Origin of the sequence: Planctomyces sp. SH-PL62 (assembly GCF_001610895.1) — a bacterium.
Taxonomy (GTDB): Bacteria; Planctomycetota; Planctomycetia; order Isosphaerales; family Isosphaeraceae; genus Paludisphaera.
The window spans coordinates 1,550,225-1,572,242 of sequence record NZ_CP011273.1 but is presented as its reverse complement, the minus strand read 5'-3'; the positions used below and the strand labels follow the sequence as shown (position 1 = coordinate 1,572,242).

Sequence of the window (22,018 nt, the reverse complement as noted above, 5' to 3'; positions counted from 1 at the left end):
TGACCAGGCCCGGCGAAACGCCCGATTTGATGCCCAGGCCTGAAACGCAACAACGCCTCCGCGATATTCCCATGTTGGGAGTCGGGAGGCGAAGAAATCGCGATCGGATTGTGTGGGGTGGACTTGAAGATCCACCCTTAAGGACTAGCGAGGATGATGGGGCTCGAACCCACAACCTCCGGCGTGACAGGCCGGTGCTCTAACCAATTGAGCTACATCCCCAAGAGCGTCTGGCCTCGCTTGTGTTTGCGTTGCCGTGTGCTGCGTTGGAATAGTCATAGATTATTGTCCGCGGGGGAGGAAGTCAACAGGGCAGTCCCCGAGTTCCCCGAAATCCGTTCTGGGGGGCCGAAGGGGGGGATGGCCGCGAAGTGGAAGCGGGGGGGCAACCGCCTTTCCCGGCCGTCGCGGCGGTGATTAGACTGCAACCGGGATGCGCGCGGTCGCGCGAGGACGCCGAGCGAAGGCGACTCTTGCGACGCTCCGCGGGGCGCGGCGTGCGGGTCGGGGTTTTCGAGGGGAGCGGGTCTTTCCGCCGAAGGGGTAGGGACGTGTTCATCACGAAGGCAGTCATCACCGCCGCGGGCCGGGGCGCCCGGCAGTATCCGGCGTCGGACACGGTCCAGAAAGCCATGCTGCCGATCGTCGACCGCGACGGCCTCACCAAGCCGGTCATCCAGATCATCGCCGAGGAGGCGCTGGAGAGCGGGATCGAGGAGATCTGCGTCGTCAGCGCCCCCGGCGACGAGGCGGTCTACCGGAGCCATTTCCGCAACTACGCGGAGAATCTCCGCACGGCCTTCCGCGAGGTCGAATGGGCCGACGAGCAGGCCCAGCGGCTGCTGCACCTGGAGGAGCGGCTGACGTTCGCCGTACAGGACGAGCCCCGGGGCTACGGCCATGCCGTCTGGTGCGCCCGACAGTTCGTGGGCGGAGACCCCTTCCTCCTTCTGCTGGGGGACCACCTGTATCTCTCGTCCGACCCCCGGCGCTGCGCCCGCCAGCTCATCGACCTGGCGACGGCCGAGTCGTGCGCGGTCTCGGCGGTGCAGGCGACCCGCGAGCATCTGATCCACCAGTACGGCACGCTGACGGGCCGTCGGCTGGCGGATCGGCCCGACGTCTACGCGATCGACGAGATCCTCGAGAAGCCCAACCCCACCCTCGCCGAGCTTCGGCTGCACGTCCCCGGCCTCCGCGCCGGGCATTACCTCTGCTTCTTCGGGATGCACGTCCTGACGCCCACGGTGTTCGAGCTGCTGGACGAGGCCGTGAACCAGGACCGCCGCGAGCACGGCGCGATCCAGCTCACCTCGGCGCTCAACCAACTGGCGAGGCGCGAGAAGTACCTGGCGCTCGAGACCCACGGCCAGCGGTTCAACCTCGGGGTCAAGTTCGGGACCATCGAGGCCCAGGTCGCGCTGGCGATGTCGGGCGTCGACCGCGAGCGGATCCTGGCCGTCCTGCTGGACGCGGCCGCCCGGATCGAGCCATCCTCGTCGTCGCGTTGAACGGCCGTCCGCCGGCGCGCGTCCCCTCCCCCGCCCCATCACCCGTGAATCGCGGACGATCATGGCATCACTCGGCTCCATCCTCATCGAGACCATCACCGGCTCGGACCCCGCGATCCGCGACCGCTCCGCCCGCTCGCTCGTCGCGGGGGCGAGCCTCGCGGAGAAGCTCCAGGCCTGCGAGGAGCTGGAGCGATTCCGACGACGCTCCGAGAACCTCTACGAGCGGGTCCGCGCCTCGCTCTTCCTGCACGCGATCTATCGGTACGACGTCCAGGAGGACGCCTCCGTCCGCCGTACCGGGCTGATCCCGTTCGACGGCTACATGGACCTGATGGAGCGTCGCTACGAGCAGGCCGTGACCGCGTTCCGGGCCGTGCTCAAGGAGCACCGGCCCAACGGCGCGATCTGCAGCGCCCTGGCGCAGGCGTACGACCAGATCGCGTTCCAGACGCTCGCCGACCAGGTCCGCCGGTCGGTCCGAAGCTGCCCGGGGAACCGCTGGATGTTCCGGGTGGGGGGCGTCGACGAGCATCCGCTCCGGCTCGACGCGAGGCTCCTCGAACGAGACTCGGCCGACGGCCTGCACCCGATCCTGATGGAGCGGACGCCGGTGCGGCTCGACCTCTCGCACAGCGGCTGGTCGGACATCTTCTTCCTGGGGATGGACTTCCCCGAGGGGGCGCGGGTCCTGAACATCTCGGTGGACCTGGGCGTCCACGGCCGCGACGACGCCCCCACGCCCCCCATCGAGTGCCGGCTCCGCGTGATCTCCGAGCCGATCCTCCGCCTCACCAGCATCGACCTCGACGCCACCAAGGACGTCGACACGCTGGAGGAGCTGTTCAACTTCGGCAACGACTATCTCGGGCTGGTGAAGGCCGGGGTGATCGCCTCGGGCCTGGTCCCGCCGTCGCTCGAAGGGACGACCGCCACGCTCGCCGACCTCCTGGCGCGGGTGGTCCGCCCGGGGCACGGCCTGGAGATCGTCAGCAAGGTCAACGACATCCCCAAGGGGTCGCGGCTGGCGGTCTCGACGAACCTGCTCGCCTCGCTGATCGCCTTGCTGATGCGCGCGACCGGCCAGACCACGAACCTCGTCGGCCCGCTGGACCTGGAGGAATCCCGGGTCGTCGTCGCCCGCGCGATCCTGGGCGAGTGGCTGGGGGGCTCGGGCGGCGGCTGGCAGGATTCGGGGGGGGTCTTCCCCGGCGTGAAGCTCATCATGGGCGTCCCCGCCGGAGAGGGGGACCCGGAATGGGGAGTCAGCCGGGGGCGCCTGCTCCCCGAGCACCGCCTGGTCGACGTCGAGCTCAAGTCCCGGGCCGCCGACGGGGCCGGGCCCGGCCTCTCGTTCGCCGAGTCGCTGGCGAGCAGCATGGTCCTGGTCCACGGCGGCATGGCCCAGAACGTCGGGCCGATCCTGAACATGGTGACGGCCAAGTACCTCCTCCGCGACGAGGCCGAATGGCGGGCGCGTCGCGAGGCGCTCCGGATCTTCGAGGGGGTCGTCGAGGCCGTCGACAAGGCCGACGTCCGGGCCCTGGGGGGCTGGACCACGGCGAACTGGGAAGGGCCGCTCAAGGGGATCATCCCCTGGATCACCAGCGCCTTCACCGAGGGGATCATCCGCGAGGCCCGCGAGGCCCTGGGCGACGACTTCTGGGGCTTCCTGATGCTCGGCGGCATGTCCGGCGGCGGCATGGCCTTCATGGTCGACCCCGCGCGGCACGAGGAGTTCAAGGCCCGGATCGGCGACATCATGCGGCGGGTCAAGCGCTCGCTCGACGACGCGCTGCCGTTCGCGATGGAGCCGGTCGTCTACGACTTCCGGATCAACCCGCGAGGGACCTGGGCGACGCTCCAGCAAGACGACTCGGCGCTTATGCCCGCGCGGTACTACACGCTCCAGATCCCCCGGATGATCGCCGAGGGCACGGCGGGCCTCGACCCGCTCCGCAAGGCCGACGTCGACGCCTTCGCCAACCGCCAGGACGAGACGCCCGAGCTGCTGCGGGTCTTTCGGACCATGATCAACAAGCTCTTCCCCGTCGCCCGCAGCGCCATCGACTCGACCTCGACGAAGTGGGACCAGGAGGCCGAGGCCGTTCGGCTCGCGAACGGGTTCGACGCCGTCCAGCACGAGGCGCTCCGCGAGGACCTGATCCGGGGCCGCATCGGCCTGGCGCGCAATCGGCTCCCGGTCGACATGCAGATCCACGACGTCGACGACTCGGACCTGATCGACGCCCACGACCACGCCCCGAAAGAGGCCGTCGCGCTGGGCGAGCGGCTGATCCGAAACGGCGAGGTCGCGGTCGTTTCGCTGGCCGCGGGCGTCGGCAGCCGTTGGACCAGCGGCGCGGGGGTCGTCAAGGCGATCAACCCGTTCGCGATCTTCGAGGGCCGCCACCGCTCCTTTCTGGAGGTCCACCTCGCCAAGACGAAGGCCGTCCAGGACGCCCTGGGCGCGACCATCCCCCACGTGGTCACCACCAGCTACCTGACGCATGAGGCCATCGCCCGCCGACTTGCGATCACCGGCAATTACGGTCACGACGGTCCCGTCCACCTCTCGCGAGGCCAGTCGATCGGCCAGCGGCTCGTGCCGATGGCCCGCGACCTGACGTTCCTCTGGGAAGAGTCGACGCACGAGACCCTCGACGAGAACAAGCAGAAGGTCCGCGAGGCGGGCCGTCGCGCGATCCTCGACTGGGCCAGGTCTCAGGGCGAAGGGGCCGACTACGTCGACAACGTCCCGCTCCAGCGATTCAACCCGCCGGGGCACTTCTACGAGGTCCCCAACCTCCTTCGCAACGGCCTGCTCGCGAAGCTTCTGGTCGACCATCCGAACCTCAAGTGGCTGATGGTCCACAACATCGACACGCTGGGCGCGTCCGTCGATCCGGGCGTGCTCGGCCTGGTCGTCGAGGCCGGATCGACCCTGAGCTTCGAAGTGCTCCCGAGGCGGATCGACGACCGGGGGGGCGGGCTGGCGCGGGTCGGCGGGCGGCTTCGGCTGCTCGAAGGGCTGGCGCAGCCGCGCGAGGATTCGGAGTTCGCCCTCCGCTACTACAATTCGATGACGACGTGGGTCCGCATCGACGGCCTGCTCCAGGCGCTCCACCTCTCGCGGGACGACCTGGGCCGCTCTCCCGAGAAGGTCGCCGCCGCCGTGCGCTCGCTGGCCGCGCGGGTGCCGACCTACGTCACCATCAAGGACGTGAAGAAGCGCTGGGGGCACGGCCAGGAGGACGTCCTCCCGGTCGCGCAGTTCGAGAAGCTCTGGGGCGACCTGACCTCGCTGCCGGACCTCCCCTGCTCGTTCCTGTCCGTCGACCGCCGCCGGGGTCAGCAGCTCAAGGACGCCGCCCAGCTCGACGGCTGGGTCACCGACGGCAGCCGAGACTACGTGGCCTCGCTCTGCAAGTTCCCCGGCTGATCCCAGCCCCGACCGGCTCAGGCCGGGCAGAGGCCGGCGAGGTCGCGGATGGCGGCCTGGGCGATCGGCGAGGGGCACGACCAGACCAGGAAGAAGAGGGCCTGGCGCGCCCAGCGCTGGGCGGGGTCGGTGCGGAGGAAGCCGCTGCCGCGCCGGGCGGTCAGGAAGGCCTGCGTCGATTTCAGGGCCAGGGCGTTCGCCTGGGCGCGGAGCGCGGCGGCGGTCGCCGCGTCCCCCTCGCCCCGGGCGCAGCGCATCAGGGTGGACCAGGCCTGGCCCCAGTTCTCGCGGAGCAGCTCGACCGGCTCGATCAGGTCCACGCGGTCGGCGGTCAGCGACGCCATCCCGCCGATCGCGGCGGCGGCCTGTCCCAGCGCCAGCGCGGAGGTTTCCAGCCCGGCCGTGCCGACGGCCCCCGTCTGCGCGGAGATTTCCCGCGTCGGTCCCATGAGCACGTCGTCCGCCGCGATCTCCACACCTTTCACGACGACCTCGGCGGTGCGCGAAGCCTGGAGCGCGGCCAGCTCGAACGCCGGCAGGACGGTCAGGCCGGGGCGATCGCTGGGGAGGCCGACGAGGAGCTGGCGGCCGTCTTCCAGGAGGGCGCCGGTGACGAACACGTCGGCGCGCTCGGCGCCGGTCACCCAGGGCATCGAGCCGTCGAGCCGGTAGCGGTCGGGGCCGATTTCGGTCGCGACGAGCGCCTTCGCGCCCAGTCGTCGCGAGGTCGTGAGCTGCGAGATGCCGACCGTCGCCATCACCTCGCCCCGGGCGATCGCAGAGAGCCACTCGGCCGCCTTCGACCGCTCGGCGACCGTCGCCAGCCGTCGCACGGCGGCGTCGTGCTGCGAGAGCAGGAAGACGGCCGTCAGGCTGGCCTCGGCCAACCTCGCGTAGCGCTGGACCGCCAGCGGGCGCGGGCAGGCGTCCCCCCCCTGCTCCCTCGCGACCGACCAGCGGGTCGCGCCGGCGTCGACCAGCCGCGACCAGAGGGCCTCGGGCCAGCCGCCCGCGAGGTCGGCCGGGCCGTCCTCGGCGCGGAGGGCGTCGGTCAGCGCGACGATCCGCGATTCCTCAGGGTCGATTTCCGTCCAGAAGCCGTCGTGCACCGTCTCGTCGCCCATGCTACCCTCGACCGGGACCATCCGAACGCGCCGCCCGAATCGTCAATCGTCGCACAAGGCCGCGAACCATGTCATCCCCTCCCTACTGCTACCCGTATCCCCGGCCGGCCGTCACCACCGACCTGGTGGTCTTCGCCTGGCACGACCACGCGCTCCAGACGCTCCTGATCCGCCGCGGGAAGCCGCCGTTCGAAGGCCGCTGGGCGATCCCCGGCGGGTTCCTCGACATGGAGGAAGACGCCGAGGCCGGCGCCCGTCGGGAGCTGGAGGAGGAGACCGGACTGGTCGTCCCGGGCGCCGTCGAGCCCCTCGGCTTCTTCGCCAGGCCCGGCCGCGACCCGAGGGGAAGGACGATCACCCTGGCGCACGTCGCCGTGCTCCCGGCCGGCGAGCACGCGATCCAGGGGGGCGACGACGCGGCCGAGGCGGCATGGCGCCCCGTCGAGGCCGGCCTGGACCTGGCGTTCGACCACGCCGAGATCCTGGGCGTCGCCCGGTCCTGGCTCCGCGAGGAGGTGGTCGACAGGTCGCCCATGACCCGGGCCATGCTCCCCCGGCCGCTCGACCCGGCGGACGTCCGCAAGCTGTTCCGCGTCCTGGCGATCTCGACCCGAGGCGCGGCCGGTTGGATCGCCGCGGCCGGCCGTTGAGCGCGCCGGCGACCGTTCGGTTCACCTTGCCGGATCGCGCCCCTGGCGTTAGAGTCCCCGACGAATCGGCCGCCAGCAGGCAAGACAGGGCGCGAGACGCGCAGGACGAGGACTGACCGATGACCGCTCTCGGATCGAAGGGGACCCATCACCGGCCGGCCCGAGGGACGTCTCCGACTCCCGCCGACCACGCCGCCGAGGCCGCCCTGATCCGCGAACTCTGGTCCGCGCAGAAGGCCCACGTCGCCGCCAACGGGCTCGATACCGAGGAGCAGGGCTATCTCGACGCCCATTTCTCGATGCCGCTGACCCTCCGCCGACGGCTGGCCGTGATCGACTGGCTGGCGCGCGGGATCAGGCCGGGCGACCGCATCCTCGAATGGGGGTGCCGCCACGCCGTCGATTCCTGCATCTACCGCCGGCGTTTCGGCACCTCGCTCGAACTCCACGGCTGCGACTACGTCGAGGCCGACTTCTACAAGCCGTTCCACGATTTCAGCGGACTGCGGTACGCCGTGATCCGTCACCCCTACCGGCTCGACCACCCCGACGAGTCCTTCGACGTCGTGACCAGCAACGGCGTCTGGGAGCACGTCGACGACGAGGTGAACTCGCTTCGCGAGGTCTTCCGCATCCTCAAGCCCGGCGGGCTGTTCCTGGTCGCCTGCCTGCCCAATCGGTTCAGCTACACCGAGGCGATCCAGCGGCGGCTGGGCCACGAGTCGCACGACCGGCTTTACACGATCGGCTCGGCCTCCACAATGCTCAGGGCGGCCGGATTCGAGGTCCTGGCGCGGGATCGCCGGCTGATCGTGCCGACCATGCTCAACGGGTTCCCCAGGGCCGTCAAGGACGCCTACGGGAAGCTCCACGGCCTGGTCTGGGGGTGCAACGGCGTGCTGGAGCGGCTCTGGCCCGTGAACCGACTGGCCAGCAACCTGATGTTCGTGGCCCGCCGCCCCGCCGACGGCTGACGTTCCAGGTGGTCGGATGCCGTCCACCTGGAACCGTCGATTCGCGAGACGCCGGTCGGCTCAGTTCGACAGGTCGGCCTCGCAGAGGATCTCGATGCCCATCTCGTGCAGCGCCCGGCTGGCCTGCTCATTGTTGTCGATGTGCATGGCGACCGCCGCACGGCCGTGGGGCTGGACGATCAGGGGATAGGCGTAGTGGATGTTGATCTCCGCCCGCAGCAGCGCCAGGCACAGGTCGGCGAGCGAGGTGGAGGTGGCGCCAAGCTCGGCGGCCACCAGCTCGTTCTCGGCGAACGGGTGCTTGTTCAGCGAGAGGATCTCTCGCCCCTGCTCGGGATGGCTGAGGATGAGCCGCAGGATCGAACAATCGGCGGAGTCGGAGATCGTCAGGCCGACGATCTTGACCTTGCTGCCATGGAACGACCGGACGACCTCAAGGACCTGCCCGACCCGATTCTCGAGGAAGACCGAGAACTGGGTCACGGTCGGCCAGTTGCGGCCGTGGATCGTCTCGATGTCGATTTCGTTCTCGCCGCCCTCTCCTAAGCTCATAAAGTCCCTCGCCTGCTTGCCAGGACTGTTCAAGCCGAATCGCGTCCTTCAAAATTAATGGGGCTCATCCACCCACGTCAATGCGAACTCCTCGCGGAACGTCGCAGGAAGGAACGCTCGTATGAGAAGCGCCGCCTCCGCCTGGCTGGCCGCCGGCATCGTCCTCTTCGCGATCGAGCCCGTCGTCGCCGCGGCATTCGACGAGCCCGCGGCCCCGCCGACGCTCCAGGCGCTGCTCGACGGCCATAACAAGGAACGGGCCGCCGAGAAGCTGCCCGCCCTCGCGCTCGACGAGAAGCTCAACGAGGCGGCCCGACTCCACGCCGCGGACATGGCCGAACATGGCGAGATGACCCACGAAGGGAGCGACGGCTCCACGCCCTCGGAGCGGGTCAGGCGCGTGGGCTACCACTACCAGCGGACCGGCGAGAACGTCGCGAAGTGGCAGGACGACGTGCCGGCCGTGATGGCCGCCTGGATGGAGAGCCCCGGCCACAAGCAGAACATCCTGGGCGAATTCACGCAGATGGGCGCGGCGAGGGTCGACGACGAGGACGGCCGGAGCTACTGGTGCGTCGAGTTCGGGACCCCGCTCCCCCGCCTCGATCCCGACGACGCCGAGAAGGACGCCCTCTCGCGGATCAACGACGCGCGCAAGGAGGCCGGCAAGGAGCCGCTCCGACTCGACCCGAAGCTGGCCGCGATCGCGCGGAAGCTCGCCGAGGCGTCGGCCGCGACCGCGGCGAGGGCCGCCGAAGCGGAGAAGGCGGAAGACCCGGACGCGAAGAAGGAGGAGCCGAAGCCGGAGGAGGCCCCCGATCTCGTCGCCTTGATGAAGGAGTCCGGCCTCTCGTTCAAGAACCTGGCGCAGTCGGTGGCGATCGGCGAGCCGACGGCCGAGGAGTACGTCCGGTTCCTGCTCGGCGACGAGGGCCGGAAAGAGCTGGTGACGGGGGCCTTCGGGACCGCTGGGATCGGTTATGCCCGAGACGCCGAGGATAGGCCCTCCTGGTGCCTCCTGCTGGTGGAGGAATGACGCGCCCGTCGACCGAAAGTCCCCGCTTGGGAGGATTTCACTCGAAGCCGAGCGTCGCTCGTGCCGAAGAATCTGAGGTGACGAGTTCGAATAACCGCGCCCCGGGGGACGTCTCTGCGAGAGACGGCCGTAACGGCCCGGACGCGTGGGACTCGGTCGACGGATTCCGGTCAAACGATGACGCATGAAGGGCCGGGAGCGGGGACGCCCCCCATCGTCCGCGGCCTCGTCCAGAAAGGGAACACCCCCATGCCGTGGCGACGCCTTCACCTGATCCGGGCCCTCGCGGCCGCGGGACTGGCCAGCAGCTTGATGTTCGTGGGTAGTCCGGGCGCGACGGCCAGGCCGATCGACGAGGTCGAGCCCTCGACGGCCCCGTCCGAGGCGACGGCCACCGAGACCGTCGACCTCCTCAAGGCCGCCAAGGCCGGCGACCTGAACGTGACCGCGCGGGGGCAGGGCCAGGACAAGGTCCGGCTGAGCATCCAGAACAACTCGGGCAAGCGGCTCAACGTGATCGTCCCGCCGGGCCTGGTCGCCTCCAGCGGCGTCGCCCAGCGCGGCGGCGGCGGCGGTTTCCAGAGCATGGGTCTGGGCATGATCACCAATCGTCCCGGGAGCTTCGGCCGGTTCCAGGGCTCCGGCGCCCCCGGCTTCCGCTCGATGCCGGTCGACGGCGCGGGCCAGCCTTCGGTCGCGGTCCCCGTCGGCGAGTCGCTCGACGTCACCGTGCCGGCCGTCTGCCTGAACTACGGCGTCGACGCCCCCTCCCCGCGCGACCAGTTCACCCTCATGGACGTGGAGGACTACACCGAGGACGTCCGGATCCGCAAGGCCCTCCGCAGCCTGGCTCTGCTGGGGACCAGCCAGGGGGTCGCCCAGGCCTCCATGTGGCGGATCTGCGACGACGTCCCGTTCGAGACGATGTCCTCCCGCGACGCCAAGTTCCTGAACGATTACGAGATCGCCCTGGCCTCCCGGTTCGTCGACGCCGTCGACTCGGCCGGCGCCGAGGACCTCGTCAACCCCGCCCTCCTGACCGAAGGCCGCGTCTTCGTCCAGGTCGAGGGCGAGGGCGCCGCCGTCCAGGGCGAGGCCCAGCGGCTCGCTGACAAGCTGGCGGGGCTCCGCCTCTTCAACCTGCCCATCCAGGTCGTCCGCGACGACGAACTCCCCACGGCGAAGGCCCCCGCGGTCCTCATCAAGGTGGCGCTCAGCGAGTCGCAGGCCGGCGAGACCATCGGCCGGCTCCAGGTCGGCTGCACCCTCCAGGACGACCAGTGGCGTCCGCTCGGCAAGTCCGCCTTCAAGGACTCCTCGTCGATGGCCGTCCTGGACTCTCAGACCCTCGTCCGGCTGATGGAGCAGGAACTCGTCGCCCGCTTCGTCACGGTGAAGCCGGCCCGCCGCACGGCCACCAGCACCACGCTCCGGATCGAGAACCGCCTGCCGTTCACCCTGTCGGCCCTGACGGTCCGCGCCGGGACTTCGGCCGGCTCGCCGATCGTCCCGTTCGAGGCCGTCGGCATCGGCCCGGCGCGCTCCACCATGCTGCCGATCCAGGCGGCCCAGGCCCAGATCGCGGGCGTCGACCTCAACGGCCTCTGAGCCGTCGTCGATCGCACCCTCACGGGATCGCACAAGGGGCGGCGGCGGGCTCTCAGGCTCGCCGCCGCCCCTTTCGTCGAATCGAGATTCCCGACCGCCTTCCGAACCTTCGGGGGACGGCCGCCGTAGCATGCGAGACGCGCCGCCCGGCGGCTCGCCTCGGGCTTGCCGGGGTCCCGTCGACGCCGCTAAGATAACGGTAGCGTGCAGCTTGCGACCTTTCGCGCGGCTCGGCCGCCAACGATTCCCGATCGAGTCACGCCCCGACATGGCTCTTGAACGACGACGCATCGTGTTCTCGGGACGCGTCCAGGGGGTCGGCTTCCGGGCGACCACGAGCTGGCTGGCCAGGGGCTTCGAGGTCGCGGGCTACGTCCGCAACCTCCCCGACGGCCGGGTCGAGGTCGTCGCCGAGGGGGACGGGCCCGAGATCGACCGCTTCCTCGACTCCATCCGATCCGACCTGGGGGGGTTCATCCGCGACGTCGCGTCCTCCCCCCTGCCGACTGAAACACCCCCGCTGGAAGAATTCGGCGTCCGCTACTGATCTTGATTCCGATCCGATCCGACCCGGGCGGCGCCCGCCCGCCGCCGTTCCGTCCTTCGTCCTTGTACCGGCTCCCTCGATCCTTTCTTCCGACCAGAGCACTCATGAAATCCATCACCATCGCCCTTGCGACGGCCAAGGAAACGATCCGACAGCCCGCCTTCTTCGTCATCGCGTTCTTCGCCGGAGCGCTGCTGGTCGGCACGGTTTTCGTGCCGTACTTCACGTTCGGCGAAGACATCAAGATGTACAAGGACACCGGACTGACCACGATCTCCTTCTTCTCGATGCTGCTGGCGCTCTTGACGTCCAGCTCGACCGTCGCGGAGGAGATCGAGGGCAAGACGGCGATCACCCTGCTCTCCAAGCCGATCAACCGCCGCCAGTTCATCGTCGGCAAGCTGATGGGGATCCTGCTGGGGGTCGTGCTCCTCTACCTGATCCTGGGCAGCCTGTTCGCGGCCGGCGTCTGGTACAAGATCCCGTACGACCTGCGCGAGTCGGCCGGGACGCTGGAGAGCGGCATGCGGACGGGCCAGGTCTTGCAGGTCCTCCCCGGCCTGGCGCTGGGCTTCTTCGAGGTCACCATCCTGACGTCCGTCAGCGTGGCGCTGTCGACCCGGCTGCCGATGCTGGTCAACCTCATCGTCTGCATCATGATCTTCTTCCTGGGGCACCTCAGCCCGGTCCTGGTGACGGCGACCCAGAACGGCCAGCAGTTGATCCACTTCATGGCCCAGCTCTTCGCCTGGGTGCTGCCCCCGCTGGAGCTGTTCAACGCCGGGCCGTCGATCGCCACCGGGGCCGTGATCCCCTGGGTCGGCTACGTTCTCCCGGCGCTGGGCTGCTGCGTGTTGTACAGTGGAGCAGCGCTCTTCTTCGCCTTCCTCCTCTTCGAGGATCGTGACCTGGCCTGAGAAGGCCCGGGACGGCGCGGTCGCCGCGGGACGCCCACGCCTTTGAGGCGGCGGCCCGTCGGCGGCTGCGCCCCATCCGGGGTGCGGAACGGTCCGCGGCGAGACGGAGCGCAGACTCGAATTCCGGCCCTGGACCCCTTGGGGGGGAGCCTCCCGCATGCAAGCCGAAGCGTACCTGCGTGCCAAGAACCTCCTGAGCACAAGCCGATCGCCCCTGATCGCCAGGATTCTTGGTGCGTGCGAAGCCCTCCTGGTCCTCCTGCTGCTGATCACAGCGGCCCTCTTCACGTCGCTCCTGGCTTCCCGAGGCGAGGTGATGATCACCCGCGAGGCGGCGGACCGCCTCCCCGCCTGGACCCTGAGTCGACAGGTGGGCGAGACGACCGACGCCTTCCAGTACGCCGACTCCGGCCTCTTCCCGCTGATCGCGGCGAACCTCGAAAGCCCGAACCCCGTGCAACGGGCGGGCGCCCGGCTGCTCTCCGGCCTGACCCGGGTCCTGCCCCCGCTCCGGAACAATCTGGGGGCCCTGGCCTCCCTGCTCGCCTCCGGGCTGGCCCTGATCCTGCTGCTGGCCCTGGTCTCCCAGGCCCGGCGCTCGGTGGCCGCCACGGCCGTGGCCGACCTCGCCACCAACCTGCGGCACCAGATCCACCGCCAGATGTATCGGCTCGGCCAGTCGTCCCTGCCGACCGAGGGGATCGGGCCGGTGGTCAACATCTGGACCCGCGAGGTCAACGACATCCGCGACGCCCTGCTCGCCGACTTCCACGTGCGCCCCGGCATGATCGTCCTGGGCGTCGGCCTGGCGGCCCTCGCGCTTTCCACCTCGCCGATCCTCACCCTCTTCCTCGCCTCGCTGGGCCTGCTCGTCTACCTGATCTCGCGGACCATCAACCGGGACGCCCGGGACGCGTACGAATCGGCGCTCCGCGACGCCTCGATCCAGCTCTGCCTGCTCCACGAAGACCTCGGCCAGCTGCGCACGGTGCGGATCTACGGCGTCGAGGACTACGACAGGCGACGGTTCGACGAACACCTGGAGCACTACCGCGCCGCCGACGTCCGACGGATGCTCACCCACGGCCGACTCTCGACGACCGCCGCCCTGCTCTACGGCGCGGCGCTCGCGACGGCCCTCGGCCTCCTGGGCTACAACGTCCTCGTCAAGGAACAGATCTCGATCGCCACGATGTTGATCCTGACCGCCTCGCTCTCGGGCCTGGCCGTGCCGATCCTCGAATGGGACCGGATGCGCCGCGCCGTCCGCCACGCCGACCGCTCGGCGACCGAGATCTTCGAGTTCCTGGCGCGGTCGCCCGAACTCCATCAGGAGGTCGGCGCCGAGTTCCTCCCCCCCCTCCGCACGGCGATCGTCCTGGAGGACGTCTCCCTGGAGAGCCGCTCCGGCCGCGTCCTGCTGGAGCACTTCTCGGCCGAGATCCCCGCCGGCGGACGCACCGCCCTCGTCGGCGTCGACGAGGACTCGAAGCTGGCCCTCGCCTGCCTCATCCCCCGCCTGATCGACCCCCAGGCCGGTCGGGTCCGGATCGACGGCCGCGACCTCCGCGAGATGACCCTGGAATCGGTCCGCGCCCAGGCCGCGATGGTCCTCCAGGCCGACCTCGTCTTCACCGACTCCATCCTGGTGAACATCGGCCTCGGCGACCCCCGCAACACGCTCCAGCGCGTGATCGAGGCCGCCAAGCTGGCCCACGCCCACTACTTCATCCAGGACCTGCCCCACGGCTACGACACGGTCGTCGGCCCGCTCGGCCATTACCTCAAGCCCGACGAGCAGCTCCGCCTCGCCCTGGCCCGCGCCTACCTCCACGATCCCTCGATCCTCATCGTCGAGGAGCTCCCGTCGACGATCGACGACGAGGTGAAGCTGCTGCTCGACGACACCCTCGCCCGGCTCGCCGTGAACCGGACGTTGATCGTGATCCCGCACCGGCTCTCGACGATCCGATCGGCCGACCACGTCCTCCTGCTGAACAACGGCCGGCTCGAAGCGATGGGCACCCCCTCGAAGCTCCAGGCCGAGAGCAAGCTCTTCCGCCACATCCTCTACACCGAGTTCAACGAGTACGTCACCGGCGACATCGAGGCGATCTAGCCCGCCGGCCGACTCCTGCCGGCCCGACCCCGCCCGGCCCGTCTCAAGCGGTCCGGGCGGGTCTGGTCCGTATGGATCAGCAGAAGTCGTCGACCGTCGGCGTGAGGACCAGCTCCGGAACGCGGGCGCGGGGGTTGAGCTCCACCAGGAACTTGACCGCCGCCGCCACGTCCTCGGGCTGGAGGATCGCCGCCTTCCGATCGGCGGGGACCGGAACGGGCCGAGCGTCGAGGATCGGCGTGTTGACCTCGCCGGGATAGATCACCGTGGATCGGATCCCCTCCTCGCGCGCCTCCCGTCCCAGGCAGAGCCCCAGCGCCGCCTGGCCGAACTTGGAGGCCGAGTAGCCGGCCCCGCCCAGCGTGCTCGCCCGCAGGCCCGACAGCGAGCAGATCTGGACCACGAGCCCGTCCTTCCGCGCGCGCATGCCCGGAAGGATCGCGCGGACGACGTGGAACGGACCGGTCAGGTTGGTCGCGATCATCCGGTCCCAGTCCTCGGGCGTCAGGACGTCGAGCCCCCGGTTTCGCACGTTGGTGCCGGCGTTGCAGATCAGGACGTCGATCCGCCCGAACGCCTCCTCGATCGACGCGGCCGTCGCCTCCACCGCCTCGCGGTCGGTGACGTCGCAAGGGGCGACCAGCGCGCGGTCGTCCGCGACGTTCAGGAGGGCTTTGGTCTCCTCAAGCTTGCCGCGATCTCGGCCCACCAGGGCCACGCGCAGCCCCATCCCCGCCAGGGCCGCGGCCACTCCCCTCCCGATCCCGCTCCCCGCACCCGTGACGACCGCGGTCTCCGGCTTCCGACTCATGGCGCTTCCTTCCTGAAAAAAACGAAGGCCCCGCGCTCGAAGACCGGCGCGGGGCCTGGGATTCGTCCCGAATTGTAACGCGGATCGGCGGCCCGTGCGATCGACGGGCCGCCTTCCTCCGCTCGGCCTCACCTGGTCGTGGCGACGCTCCACGCCCGGACCGAACGGGAGCCGCTGGAGGAGCTGGCCCACCGGCTCATCGCTCGGAGGAGTTGATCGACGTCAGCCTTGGCCAACTTCGTAGTCGATGCAGCCTCATCCACCGAGGTCGGGGTGAGCTGCTCGACGGCCTTGCCGTTGAGATAGACCGGGACCTCCAGAAAGGTCGGCGTCGGTTCGACAGACTCCTCTCCCGGCGGCTCGCCGGTGCCGGGCGTCGTCGGGGCGGGAGCCGGGGGCGTCGGCGTCGGAGTCGGCGTGCTCGGCGCCGGCGTGGGCGTCGTCGGGATCACCGGCGTGTAGTCCACCGGGGGCGTCGGCGGGATCAGCACCTGCTCGGCCGGAGGGACGACGACGGGCTTCGTCGGGACCGGCGTCGGCGTGGGCGTCGGCTTGGGGGTCGGCGTCGGCGTCGGCGTCGGCTTGGGAGTGGGCGTCGGCGTCGGGATCGGAGTCGGCTTGGGCGTGGGCGTCGGTGTGGGCGTCGGCTTCGGGGTGGGAGCGGGCGTCGGCGTGGCGGAGCCGCCGGGGATCAGCGAGGCCGACTTGAGGACGTCGAGCCGCCCGAGGTCGATGCCGGTCACGTCGTCGCGGATGGTCTTCGCGCCCTGATCGAGCCAGCTCTGGAGCTGGGCGACGGTCGGGAGCGAACCGGTGCGCGCCTTGTAGATCGACTGGAGCAGGACGATCGAACCCGAGACCAGGGGGGCGGCGAAGCTCGTCCCCTCGACGTTCGAGTAGCTGGAGCCGTCGATCAGGGCGGCGATCCCCGCGCCGGGGGCGGCGAGGTCGGTGGCGGTGGAGCCGCCGAGTTCCGTGCCGAGCCGCTGGGCGTTGGAGAGGAGCTTGTCCGAGGAATCGCTGGCGGTGACGCTGATCACGCCGTCGAGGACGGCGGTGAATCCCTCGCCCTGCTGGCCCGTGAAGCTGTTCCCCGTGGCCGCGACGACCGGGATGTTCAGGTCCTTGAGCTGCTTGACGAGCTGGGTCATCCGCTGGCCCACGCCGCCGTCGGCGGCGAACCAGTTGCGGGCGTAGTTCTTGCCGTTGGAGAGCGAGATGTTGACCACGCTGATGTGGTACTCGGAGTGGTGGTCGACCACCCACTGGAGCGCGTCGGCGATGTCGCTGGTGTCGGCCGTGTTGTTCGCGTTGGTGACCTTGAGGGCCACGACGTCGACGCCGGGCGCGACGCCCAGGTGGTCCGCGTCGCCCCCCGCGATCAGGCCGGCGACCGCCGTGCCGTGCTGGGACGAGGAGGCGATCGGGTCGTCGTCGTCGTCGCCGAAGTCATGGCCGGCGATCACCCGGGCGTTGGGGCCGTAGCCGCCGCCGAGGCTCGCGCTGTTGTAATTGACGCCGGTGTCGATCACCGCCACGGTCAGCCCGGAGCCGTCGACGTTGTACGCCTGGCGGACCTGGGCCGACCCGATGATCGGGTCGAAGGCGGTCGCGGCGCCGGCGGCGACGCCGCCCGCGGGAGTCGCCGTCGCCTCGGCCGCGGCGGCCGCCTTGCGGAGCGCGAGCCGTTGCGGGGCCCCTTCGGCACCCGCCGCGCGGACGATCTGCAGGTGCTGGACGGCCGCGTTCATCTTGGCTCGCGGCTGGGCCAGCACCTGCGCCGCCGCGGGCCGGACCCGCTGCGCCGCCTCGGCGTGCCTGACGGCGGCTTGCTTGGAGAGGGCCCCTCCGAGGCCCGTCGAGAGCAGGCGGCGGACGTCGAGCTCCTCGATCGCCGGTCGTTGCCTGCGTCGAGAATCTCGGCTGTTGTTGCCAGTCAGGGTCCATGCCATGAAACGAATCTCCCCAGACGGCCGCCATGCCATTGGCTCAGGCCGCCCCGCGATCCGGAGTGTGAACGCCCCCCTTCCATGGCGGGCTCCGATCGCCCCGCCGGACGGATCCGGCGAAGTCCTCGGGCCCGGGAGGCCCTGGCCGGGAGGGTTCCCGGCCTCAGCCTCGCAGAGCGCGTGACAAGGTTGTTCGGCACGAGGAAGGATGCGGGGGCGGCGGAGGCTCGGCCCGACGGCGAGGTCCGAAAACCTCGCGACGCACCGCCCCCCTCGCCCCGGACCCTTCAGCCCGGGCGCGGTGAGTCGACGGTGATCCGTGCGCCGGTCCGGGGGTCTGGGGACACCCTCGGCCTCGGCACGGGACCATCGACTCGGCTTCGTCCTCCTGCGCGGCGGCCCGGCGCGTCCAATACGCCCGACCATTCCGGGTCGGCCCATTCCGGGCCGCCCCGCCGACGCACATCCTAGTAGCGCCGGCTCGGCTCGGGGTCCGATCGGCTTCCGCGCCGACCGCCACCCTCCGCCACCCTCCCCGCGCGGACTCGATCCGTCTTGCGTCCCCTCATGGGACGCACTAGATTGAGGTCGCCTCGGGAAGGCCCCGGAGGAGATGGGTTCTCCCCCGGTGTGCCTTGTATCGGAATCGGGGCGAACCGAGGACCGCAGGAAAAATGGAAAATGTGGCCGTGATCCCGGCGCGGTTCGCTTCGACCCGACTGCCCGGCAAACCCCTTCTATCCGACACCGGAAAGCCCTTGATCCAGCACGTGGTCGAGGCCGCGAAACGCGCGCGATCGCTGCAACGCGTCATCGTCGCCACCGACGACGAACGCATCGCCGACGCCGTCCGCGGCTTCGGCGGCGAAGTCGCCATGACCCGCGCCGACCATGCGACGGGCACCGACCGCGTGGCCGAGGTCGCCGCTGCGATCCCCACCGCCGCGATCATCGTCAACGTCCAGGGAGACGAACCTGAGATCGACGGATCTTCAATTGATCGCCTGATCGCGCTCCTGCGGGACGACCCCGAGGCGCCGATGGCCACCCTCGCCACCCCGATCCGCGACGAGGCCGTCTACCGCGACCCCTCGTGCGTCAAGGTCGTGGCCTCGAAGCGCGGCCGCGCCCTCTACTTCTCGCGCAGCCCGATCCCCTTCCACCGCGACGCCGCGCCGGACTTCGCCGACCCGGCCGCCCCCGCGGCGTTCCTCCACCTGGGCCTCTACGCCTACCGCCGCGACTTCCTCCTGCGCGTCGGCGACCTCCCGCGGTCGCCGCTGGAATCGGCCGAGAAGCTCGAACAGCTCCGCGTCCTCGAGGCCGGCCTCCCCATCGCGCTCGGGATCGTCGACGAGCCGAGCATCGGCATCGACACCCCCGAGGACTATCGCCGCTTCGTCGAGCGGCATCGCCGCGCCCATCCGGCCTGAGCGCTCGATCGCGGCTCGCGCCGCGATCGAGGAGGATGGCGAGGGGCCGGCGGCCGTGCGGGCGCCGGCCTGGGATTTCACACCGGCCGTCGGACGACTCGACGCGCCGCGAACAGCCCGGCCAGGCCGATTCCCGCCAGGAGCACGCTCGACGGCTCGGGGATCGTCTTGATGACCAGGCGTGGGGCCCGGTCGCCCCGGTTCCACAACGTGATTCCGCCGCCGAATCCACTGTGCCAGATCGACAGGGTCACGAACGGCGTGCCCGCGACGACGGCGGAGTGCACGTAGGCGGTCGCGTCGAACGCGTAAACCTCGTACATGCCGCTGCCGAACGGGAGCGACCCCGACGAGCCGAGGAAGAGGTCGACGCCCCAGAAGTCGTTCAGGCCCACCACCCCGTCATCGGAGCGAGAGACCCCCACTGAGAACCTGGGATCGTCGCCGAAGTTGGGGTAAGCCGACTCGAGGGTCAGGTAGAAGACGGCGGACGTGATGGGGGAATGGGGGCCGGCGTCGGGCGGGAGGGCGAACTTGACGGCAGAGCTGACTTCAGTAGAGGACCTCGGATCGGACCCCATGACGAGCGAGTCGGGATCGAGGTCAAGGTCCACAATAGTGGGGCCGCCCGGGATCTGGCCGTACCGCAACACCCCTGAGGACGACGGCGCGATGGTCGTCACCACGGCTCCCGCCCGGCCCTCGACGGCGGAGGCGAGCGCCAGGACGGCGCAGGCCGCAGCCAGGGGCCGCAGCCCGAGGCGTCGCCGCCTCCCTCCGATCGCGCCGTCCGTCCTGATCATGCACTGCATCTTCGTGTTCATCTCATCATCTCCGATGGATGCGTCGAGTCGCGTGGCGATGATCCTCGAATCCATTCACACGCCTCGACGCTGGCTGCGCCGCTGTCGTGAACGATGGCGAAGTCCCCGCGAATGGGCGGGCGAAGATGGGGGGGGGTCAGGAGGGCCGTCGGGCGGCGAGACGCGCCGCGAGCAGCCCCGCCAGGCCGATCCCCGCCAGCACCGCGCTCGACGGCTCGGGGATCGTCTTGATGACCAGGCGCGGGGCCATGTCGCCCTGGCTCCATAAGTTGATTCCGCCGCCGAATCCACTGCGCTGGATCGACAGCCTCACGAACGGCGTGCCCGCGACAACGGCGGATTGCACGAAGTCGGTCGCGTCGAACGCGAAAACCTGGTTCGTGCCGGAGCCGAGCTCGACCCGCCCCGAATCGCCGAGGAACTGGCCGTAGGAGTCGTCCAGGCTCACCACCCCGTCATCGGAGCGAGAGACCCCCACTGAGAACCTGGGATCGTCGCCGAAGCTGGGGAAAGCCGACTCGAGGGTCAGGTAGAAGACGGCCGACGCGATGGGGGAATGGGGGCCGGCGTCGGGCGGGAGGGCGAACTTGACGGCAGAGCTGACTTCAATAGCGCCCCTCGGTTCGTACCCCGTGACGAGCGAGTAGGGGTTGAGATCGAGATCCCGAATGGGGGGGTCGGGGAGGAAGTAGGTCCGCAACACCCCTAAGGAGCTCGGCGAGATGGTGGTCACCACGGCTCCCGCCCGGCCCTCGACGGCGGAGGCGAGCGCCACGACGGCGCAGGCCGCCGCCAGGGGCCGCAGGCTGAAGAGTCGCCGCCTCCCTCCGCCCAGGCCGGCCGCCGTGGCCGCCTGGCGCGTACTCGTGTTCATCTTATCGCCTTTCGTGAATGTCTGGTGTCTTTCGGTGGCGTGCATCCAAGACGCTTTGTTTAATGTTAAATCTTTGGTGATCCAAAAGCAACTTCCCCGTGCGGCGACGTGCGCGGCCCGATCGTCGTCTCCACCTGGCCATCGACCCTCCCCCGAGGATTCGCAGCCGATCCGGCGGCGATGCCGATCGATCCTTCGGCGCGGTCCGATCCGCGATCCACCGCCGCCACGCCAGGACTTCGCGAGCAAACCGGCCCCTGTCGGCCCCTCGGGAGGAGCCTCCCGCGTCGCACGCCGAATCCCGTCGCATCCCGATCGGATGGCCTCGTGGGCTCGGAATCCCTTCGGCGCGTCGGGCGATCGAGTAGGCCGCCGGTTCTTCGGCGGCGGCGGCATCCCGTCCCTATGCTCGCGGGGCTTCGTCGAAAACACCCGGCCTCGCTCGGCTTGCCCTGCCGGGCCACGAGGGGGCCGCCTCACTTCGAGAAATCGGCCGTCCGAGGCCGTTCCGAAGTGTTTTCGACAGAGCATCCTCGCGGGAGGAGTCGGCGTGCCGCGAGGGAGGAAGGGGGGGCGGGCACGAGGGGCTTCGGTGCGATCCGCAGCGATCCGCCGCGATGGATCCCCTCAGCAGGCTCCTGCGGGACCCGCGTTCCCCGCGTGGAGCGGGAGGGGTCGAGGGACGCGGCGTTCGACCTGAGGGGACCGCCTCTCAACGGGCCGGGTCGGCCTCTCGGGACGGGACGGCCCGGAGGATGGCGTCGGCCAGCGCCTGCATGCCGCGGTCGCCGGGATGGGCTCCGACTCCGGCGTGCTGATACGACCGCTCCGACCGCGCCGCGTTGGCCTCCTCGCGGCCGAGCGGGCCGGCGTCGACGTAGATCGCGCCGGCCTCGTCGCTCGCCTCGCGAAGCCGGCGGTCCTTCGCCTCGTCCGCCCAGAAGGAACTCCGGACGATGACGATCGGACGCTTCGCGGAACGCACGCCCGCGAGGATCTTCGCCACGCCCGCCTTGAACCGCTCGCCGGCCTCCTCGGAATCGAGCGCCGGGACGTTCTCGCCGATGGACAGCACCACCAGGTCGGCGTCGAAGGCGAACAGCTCCTTCATCTTCGCCTCGACATCGTAGTTCGCATAATCGCGCTCGAAATCGGCGATATTGCGGACCAGAGTCTCCGGCGGCTTCCCGGCTCGTCGGGCGATCCCCGCCGTCACCAGATGAACGTAGTCCTTCTCCGGCGCGGTCGCGGCCATGCCCCAGTTCCCCTCCCAGCCGATGTCGGCCTTGGGGCCGTGCAGGGTGATGCTGTTCCCCAGGAACAGGATCTTGCGGACGTCCTCCGCCCGGACGCCCGGCCCCTCGTCGCTCATCGCCCCGGCGCCCCAGGCGACGCAGCCGACCAACGTCGCGAACAGAAGTTCGAGCCGGAATCCACGGTGACGTCTCACGGCGACCTCGAAGGTTGTCGGGGTGTGGCGGGTTTTCCGCATTATCCCCGATCCCCGGTCCGTGTCATCCGCCCGGCGACCAGGGGCCGTCGATTTCCCTCGTCGGCGAGGCGCGATAATTCGGCGGGCGTCCCCTCGCGATCCGATCATCCGGCCCCATTGTGAATAGGCCGCCGCGTTGCGCCCGCGCCCCATGA

Annotated in this window: 17 protein-coding genes and 1 tRNA gene; 10 read left to right on the top strand and 8 right to left on the bottom strand. The window is 70.1% G+C overall.

Features of this window, described 5'->3' with window-relative positions:
* Positions 1-148: 148 nt before the first annotated feature.
* Positions 149-222, bottom strand: a tRNA-Asp gene (locus tag VT85_RS06145).
* A 329-nt stretch (positions 223-551) separates the two neighbouring features.
* On the opposite strand from VT85_RS06145, the gene VT85_RS06140 reads away from it, so the two are divergent.
* Positions 552-1,511 carry a sugar phosphate nucleotidyltransferase gene (locus tag VT85_RS06140; RefSeq protein WP_068412055.1) on the top strand — a complete coding sequence of 320 codons (960 nt, stop codon included), beginning with the start codon at positions 552-554 and terminating at the stop codon, positions 1,509-1,511.
* A gap of 61 nt (positions 1,512-1,572) precedes the next feature.
* Positions 1,573-4,953 carry a UTP--glucose-1-phosphate uridylyltransferase gene (locus VT85_RS06135; RefSeq protein ID WP_068412052.1) on the top strand — a complete coding sequence of 1,127 codons (3,381 nt, stop codon included), beginning with the start codon at positions 1,573-1,575 and terminating at the stop codon, positions 4,951-4,953.
* A 17-nt stretch (positions 4,954-4,970) separates the two neighbouring features.
* On the opposite strand, the gene VT85_RS06130 is transcribed toward VT85_RS06135, so the two are convergent.
* A complete protein-coding gene (locus tag VT85_RS06130; protein WP_068421484.1) occupies positions 4,971-6,077 on the bottom strand; it encodes an acyl-CoA dehydrogenase family protein in 1,107 nt (368 codons plus the stop codon).
* 68 nt (positions 6,078-6,145) lie between these two features.
* On the opposite strand from VT85_RS06130, the gene VT85_RS06125 reads away from it, so the two are divergent.
* Both VT85_RS06125 and VT85_RS06120 read left to right on the top strand, forming a co-directional pair.
* Positions 6,146-6,727, top strand: coding sequence for an NUDIX domain-containing protein (locus tag VT85_RS06125; RefSeq protein ID WP_068412049.1), 582 nt, complete (start codon positions 6,146-6,148; stop codon positions 6,725-6,727).
* A 119-nt stretch (positions 6,728-6,846) separates the two neighbouring features.
* Complete coding sequence (locus VT85_RS06120) at positions 6,847-7,701, top strand: class I SAM-dependent methyltransferase (RefSeq protein WP_068412046.1); 855 nt, start codon at positions 6,847-6,849, stop codon at positions 7,699-7,701.
* Between the two features lie 60 nt (positions 7,702-7,761).
* Here VT85_RS06120 and VT85_RS06115 read toward each other — a convergent pair whose 3' ends face one another.
* Positions 7,762-8,253 (bottom strand): acetolactate synthase, encoded by a 492-nt coding sequence (locus tag VT85_RS06115; protein ID WP_068412043.1) that lies wholly within the window; start codon positions 8,251-8,253, stop codon positions 7,762-7,764.
* A gap of 121 nt (positions 8,254-8,374) precedes the next feature.
* On the opposite strand from VT85_RS06115, the gene VT85_RS28275 reads away from it, so the two are divergent.
* The 5 genes from VT85_RS28275 (at position 8,375) to VT85_RS06090 (ending at position 14,480) form a co-directional block, all read left to right on the top strand.
* Positions 8,375-9,289: a CAP domain-containing protein gene (locus VT85_RS28275; protein WP_197491122.1), complete on the top strand. Its 915-nt coding sequence runs from the start codon at positions 8,375-8,377 to the stop codon at positions 9,287-9,289.
* A gap of 249 nt (positions 9,290-9,538) precedes the next feature.
* Entirely contained in the window at positions 9,539-10,897 is a 1,359-nt protein-coding gene (locus tag VT85_RS06105) for a hypothetical protein (protein ID WP_068421482.1), read from the top strand.
* A 268-nt stretch (positions 10,898-11,165) separates the two neighbouring features.
* On the top strand, positions 11,166-11,444 hold the full coding sequence (locus VT85_RS06100; protein WP_068412041.1) for an acylphosphatase: 279 nt from the start codon (positions 11,166-11,168) through the stop codon (positions 11,442-11,444).
* Between the two features lie 104 nt (positions 11,445-11,548).
* A complete protein-coding gene (locus tag VT85_RS06095) occupies positions 11,549-12,361 on the top strand; it encodes an ABC transporter permease (RefSeq protein WP_068412038.1) in 813 nt (270 codons plus the stop codon).
* A 157-nt stretch (positions 12,362-12,518) separates the two neighbouring features.
* Entirely contained in the window at positions 12,519-14,480 is a 1,962-nt protein-coding gene (locus VT85_RS06090; protein ID WP_068412035.1) for an ABC transporter ATP-binding protein, read from the top strand.
* 76 nt (positions 14,481-14,556) lie between these two features.
* Here the strand turns inward: VT85_RS06090 and VT85_RS06085 are convergent, their stop codons facing one another.
* Positions 14,557-15,291 carry an SDR family oxidoreductase gene (locus VT85_RS06085; RefSeq protein WP_068412031.1) on the bottom strand — a complete coding sequence of 245 codons (735 nt, stop codon included), beginning with the start codon at positions 15,289-15,291 and terminating at the stop codon, positions 14,557-14,559.
* A gap of 128 nt (positions 15,292-15,419) precedes the next feature.
* Positions 15,420-17,243, bottom strand: a complete 1,824-nt coding sequence (locus VT85_RS06080) for a S8 family peptidase (protein ID WP_068412029.1) — start codon at positions 17,241-17,243, stop codon at positions 15,420-15,422.
* A gap of 671 nt (positions 17,244-17,914) precedes the next feature.
* Here VT85_RS06080 and kdsB point away from each other — a divergent pair.
* Positions 17,915-18,673 carry a 3-deoxy-manno-octulosonate cytidylyltransferase gene (kdsB, locus tag VT85_RS06075; RefSeq protein ID WP_068412025.1) on the top strand — a complete coding sequence of 253 codons (759 nt, stop codon included), beginning with the start codon at positions 17,915-17,917 and terminating at the stop codon, positions 18,671-18,673.
* 77 nt (positions 18,674-18,750) lie between these two features.
* On the opposite strand, the gene VT85_RS06070 is transcribed toward kdsB, so the two are convergent.
* The 3 genes from VT85_RS06070 to VT85_RS06060 form a co-directional block, all read right to left on the bottom strand.
* The gene (locus VT85_RS06070; protein ID WP_197491121.1) at positions 18,751-19,497 is read right to left on the bottom strand and encodes a PEP-CTERM sorting domain-containing protein; all 747 of its coding nucleotides are present in this window, start codon (positions 19,495-19,497) and stop codon (positions 18,751-18,753) included.
* Between the two features lie 136 nt (positions 19,498-19,633).
* Positions 19,634-20,371: a PEP-CTERM sorting domain-containing protein gene (locus VT85_RS06065; RefSeq protein ID WP_068412018.1), complete on the bottom strand. Its 738-nt coding sequence runs from the start codon at positions 20,369-20,371 to the stop codon at positions 19,634-19,636.
* Between the two features lie 712 nt (positions 20,372-21,083).
* Positions 21,084-21,821, bottom strand: a complete 738-nt coding sequence (locus VT85_RS06060) for an SGNH/GDSL hydrolase family protein (protein ID WP_156512708.1) — start codon at positions 21,819-21,821, stop codon at positions 21,084-21,086.
* Positions 21,822-22,018 lie beyond the last annotated feature (197 nt).

What these genes read in the sequence shown, in the direction of transcription:
- VT85_RS06135 (WP_068412052.1), top strand. Translation starts at nt 1,573, where the DNA reads ATGGCATCACTCGGCTCCATCCTCATCGAGACCATCACCGGCTCGGAC.
- VT85_RS06130 (WP_068421484.1), bottom strand. Translation starts at nt 6,077, where the DNA reads ATGGGCGACGAGACGGTGCACGACGGCTTCTGGACGGAAATCGACCCT.
- VT85_RS06125 (WP_068412049.1), top strand. Translation starts at nt 6,146, where the DNA reads ATGTCATCCCCTCCCTACTGCTACCCGTATCCCCGGCCGGCCGTCACC.
- VT85_RS06120 (WP_068412046.1), top strand. Translation starts at nt 6,847, where the DNA reads ATGACCGCTCTCGGATCGAAGGGGACCCATCACCGGCCGGCCCGAGGG.
- VT85_RS06115 (WP_068412043.1), bottom strand. Translation starts at nt 8,253, where the DNA reads ATGAGCTTAGGAGAGGGCGGCGAGAACGAAATCGACATCGAGACGATC.
- VT85_RS28275 (WP_197491122.1), top strand. Translation starts at nt 8,375, where the DNA reads ATGAGAAGCGCCGCCTCCGCCTGGCTGGCCGCCGGCATCGTCCTCTTC.
- VT85_RS06105 (WP_068421482.1), top strand. Translation starts at nt 9,539, where the DNA reads ATGCCGTGGCGACGCCTTCACCTGATCCGGGCCCTCGCGGCCGCGGGA.
- VT85_RS06100 (WP_068412041.1), top strand. Translation starts at nt 11,166, where the DNA reads ATGGCTCTTGAACGACGACGCATCGTGTTCTCGGGACGCGTCCAGGGG.
- VT85_RS06095 (WP_068412038.1), top strand. Translation starts at nt 11,549, where the DNA reads ATGAAATCCATCACCATCGCCCTTGCGACGGCCAAGGAAACGATCCGA.
- VT85_RS06090 (WP_068412035.1), top strand. Translation starts at nt 12,519, where the DNA reads ATGCAAGCCGAAGCGTACCTGCGTGCCAAGAACCTCCTGAGCACAAGC.
- VT85_RS06085 (WP_068412031.1), bottom strand. Translation starts at nt 15,291, where the DNA reads ATGAGTCGGAAGCCGGAGACCGCGGTCGTCACGGGTGCGGGGAGCGGG.
- VT85_RS06080 (WP_068412029.1), bottom strand. Translation starts at nt 17,243, where the DNA reads ATGGCATGGACCCTGACTGGCAACAACAGCCGAGATTCTCGACGCAGG.
- kdsB (WP_068412025.1), top strand. Translation starts at nt 17,915, where the DNA reads ATGGAAAATGTGGCCGTGATCCCGGCGCGGTTCGCTTCGACCCGACTG.
- VT85_RS06070 (WP_197491121.1), bottom strand. Translation starts at nt 19,497, where the DNA reads ATGAACACGAAGATGCAGTGCATGATCAGGACGGACGGCGCGATCGGA.
- VT85_RS06065 (WP_068412018.1), bottom strand. Translation starts at nt 20,371, where the DNA reads ATGAACACGAGTACGCGCCAGGCGGCCACGGCGGCCGGCCTGGGCGGA.